Annotated in this window: 2 protein-coding genes; both read left to right on the plus strand. The window is 32.9% G+C overall.

Annotation, left to right across the window (positions count from 1 at the left end):
- The first annotated feature begins 1,187 nt into the window (after positions 1-1,187).
- Positions 1,188-2,141 carry a leucine-rich repeat domain-containing protein gene (locus ND812_RS18295; protein ID WP_265376750.1) on the plus strand — a complete coding sequence of 318 codons (954 nt, stop codon included), beginning with the start codon at positions 1,188-1,190 and terminating at the stop codon, positions 2,139-2,141.
- A gap of 182 nt (positions 2,142-2,323) precedes the next feature.
- Complete coding sequence (locus ND812_RS18300) at positions 2,324-3,232, plus strand: hypothetical protein (RefSeq protein ID WP_265376751.1); 909 nt, start codon at positions 2,324-2,326, stop codon at positions 3,230-3,232.
- Positions 3,233-3,475: the final 243 nt, after the last annotated feature.

Consider the following 3,475-nt stretch of genomic DNA (forward strand, 5'->3'; position numbering starts at 1 on the left):
CTCCACGAACGTCTTGTTTGGAATTTACGTTTTTAAGATTTAAGAGAAAAATTTGCGCTCGCTTCTGTTGACCTTTCGACCAAAATCTTTTATTATACTAACTAACTGCAATTAACATACGCTAACCACTGCGCTTCGGGACTTTTGCCCTCGCTTGGCCTTCGGCACATTATCCTCCGGCACACTTCTTGCCTCTTCACGCAAGAAGATGCGCCGACGCTAACGCCCCTAAGGGGCTCAGCTACGGACAACGTCGGTTAGCTTGTTCGTTATGCGAAATGGTTTTAAATTTAACTTAACAAAAATCTCTGGTTATGAAAATTAATTACAGCTAAAATGAAATAAACAAAATAACATATGAAATACAGATTTATTTATTACATTATTTTTGCTTTAATAGCCTTTTTAATTTCGAAAGAAATGCATTCACAGAAAAGAGAGAAAGTTATAGATTTTACTCAATATGAAATTAAGGAAAATTACAAATTCGACTGTCCGAAAAAAAAAGAATGTTTTCAAAATTGTTCGAATCTATATGTTGCAATGCCAGGAAGAAAATATGATCAGTTTACTACACTTGAACAAATTTCATTAAGAGAATGCAACAGAAAATGCATTGAAATTAACTGTTCTGATTCTTCAAAATAAGAAGTTTTTTAAAAGATATTAAAAAACACTAAAATCCTTAAATTAATCTGGAACTTTAAATTCACTCTAATGCAAAAATTAAATTAATTTGGTTACATATAAAATACTCTAAATTTACTAAATAAAATTATTTACCGCTAAAATTTATTTTAAAGAATTCTTATTAACATAACGCTAAAATTGAAAAAGAAAATCTTTCAAATTATTAAAGACAACATATTTCCTTGAAAGCTTTCTATTCTCAATAGCAAAAACTATTATGCAATAGAAAGATTTACGAGAAAAAACATTCCGGGGTAAATATCAATACTAATCAGTATATAGATTTTATAACAAAAACCACTTCGCATAACAGCGGGGAAACGCTGCACTTCGGCACAAGGCCTCGCTTGGGCTGTGCCACATTCCCTTTCTGTCACTCGTTTGCATCCGCAAACTCCGTGCCAGTCCCTAACGTCCCGTTGGGACTCAGGGTCAGGGAACGTCGTCTCCCCTAGTTCGTTATGCGACATTAATTAAAAAACACTTAGGATAAAAAAATGAATAAATTTCATAAAACAAAAAAAATAATCAGCATTGTCTGTATCTCAATTGCATCAGATGCAAGTATTTATAGCACAGAAATTAAAAATATTTTCGAACAGTTAAATTTTAAAGCAGATGATGTATTAAATATTGATGCTGTTACACTGTATGAAAAACATAAAGTAATTAATATTTCAAATATGAAACTAAGTCTGAGCCAAGTAGGCCTTCTTAATAAATTAAAAGACATAAAGGGAATAATTGCATTTAACACTGATTTTTCTGAAACAGGATTAGATTTTCTTAAAAACTATAAATTCTTAACTGCTTTAGATTTAGAATCCTCCAAATTTAATAAGAAAGAGATTAAAATACTTTCAAATATCAATTCTTTAAAAAGTCTTTCATTAAAGAACCTTAACTTAAACGATAGCGAAATCTCTTTTTTAAAAGACTCAAAAATATTAGAAATCTTAATTTTAGATGACAACCCTATTACTGATTCTCTGTTATCAGAATTAAACTCTCCTAGATTAAAAGAATTATATATAAGCAGAACAAAATCCAAATGTTTGTTTTTGGATAAAAATTTAAATTTTAAAAACTTAGAAATTCTCTATTTCAACGAAACTCCTATTGATATAAATAAGGATCTAAATTTCTCCAATTTACAAAAATTGAAATATATTTCTTTCTTCGGAACTAATATAAACGAAATTTCTATCAAATCACTAGATAAAAACAAGAAATTACAATATATAAACTTAGGTAACACTATTGCTACAATTTCGATATTAGAATCTATTTTACAAAAAACAGCACTCAAGGATATTTCATACAATAATACCAAAATTTCGAAATCTGATTTTCAGCTGCTTCAAAAAAAATATAAAGTGAATGAAACTGAAATTTTCCACGACTGTTGTGAATCATTCATTTATGAGAAATTTTTATTATTGAATAATTAACGTCGCATAACAGCACCTTACCGCTTCGCTTCGGCACTTACGGCCTCGCTCGGCCTGCGGCAAATTCCCCTTCTGGCATTCGCCTTGCTTACGCAAGCTACATGCCAGTCCCTAACGTCCCGTTGGGACTCAGGGTCGGGGAACTTCGGTAAGGCTAATTCGTTATACGCAATGGAAAAAATATGAAATGTCGACTATGCCTTAACGAAAAAGAACTTAGAAAAAGCCATATAATTCCAGCATTTGTTATCCGTTGGTTAAAAGATACTTCGGCGACGGGATTTCTACGCTCAGGAACCTCGCCAGATCAACGAATTCAAGATGGCCTAAAGTCTAGGTTATTATGCGCAGAATGTGAACTCCTATTTTCACAGTGGGAAAAACCATTCTCCGAAAAAATATTCACACCTTATGTAACTAAAGAATTAGATATAAACGGAAAAGCACAAAGTATCCATACTTCATTTGAGTATTCCTCTTGGCTTTTGAAATTCATAATCTCAGTACAATGGAGATTACTTATATACGAAACTGAAACTACAACTTTAGAAATTAATCCAAAACTAAAAACAATAGCCTTTGACCACATCAATTTATGGCGAAAATTTTTACTTTCGGAAACATCAAGCACCGGACGAAATGAAACGCATCTCATATTTTTACAAAGTTTTGTTAGCGGGAATGGAACTCTGCCAAAAGAATTAAACGAAAATATTAACTTTTATTTGCTACGTATAATAGACGGCACTACGGTTTATTCAGAAAAGAATCTTGGAGTATATTCTAAATTTGGGCCTATAGCAGCATTCACTATGTTAGAACCTTCGAGTATTCCAACTTCCCGAATGAAAAATACAAAAATTCATATGAAAGGAACAGTATCATCCATTCAAGAAATTGCAGATCCATTCATAACTGACTTTATATTTATAACTCGACCGAATGAAATATTTGATTCAACAATACTAAGCCAAAGGCAAACTGACAAAATCTCTGAAACTATACTTAAAAATATTCCCCGAACACTTGCATCACAATCATTTAGAATTAAGAATCAAGAAAGATTAATGAAGTATTTCAAACGAAAATAATCAATGCATTTTCCACTGCGTATAACAGCGTCTTCCCGCTACGTTTCGGCACAAGGCCTCACTCGGCCTGCGGCAAATTCCCTTCCGTCACGCTTCTCGCTCCGCAAGAAGACGCGCCGACGCTAACGCCTACTTCGTAGGCTCAGCTACAGGGAAATTCGGGAAGACTAGTTCGTTAATTGCAATTAGTTGATCCTTAGAAGAAAACGCGCAAATTTTTTTCATGAGGGTGTTGTCGATTCA

This window comes from Leptospira limi (assembly GCF_026151395.1).
Taxonomy (GTDB): domain Bacteria; phylum Spirochaetota; class Leptospiria; order Leptospirales; family Leptospiraceae; genus Leptospira_A; species Leptospira_A limi.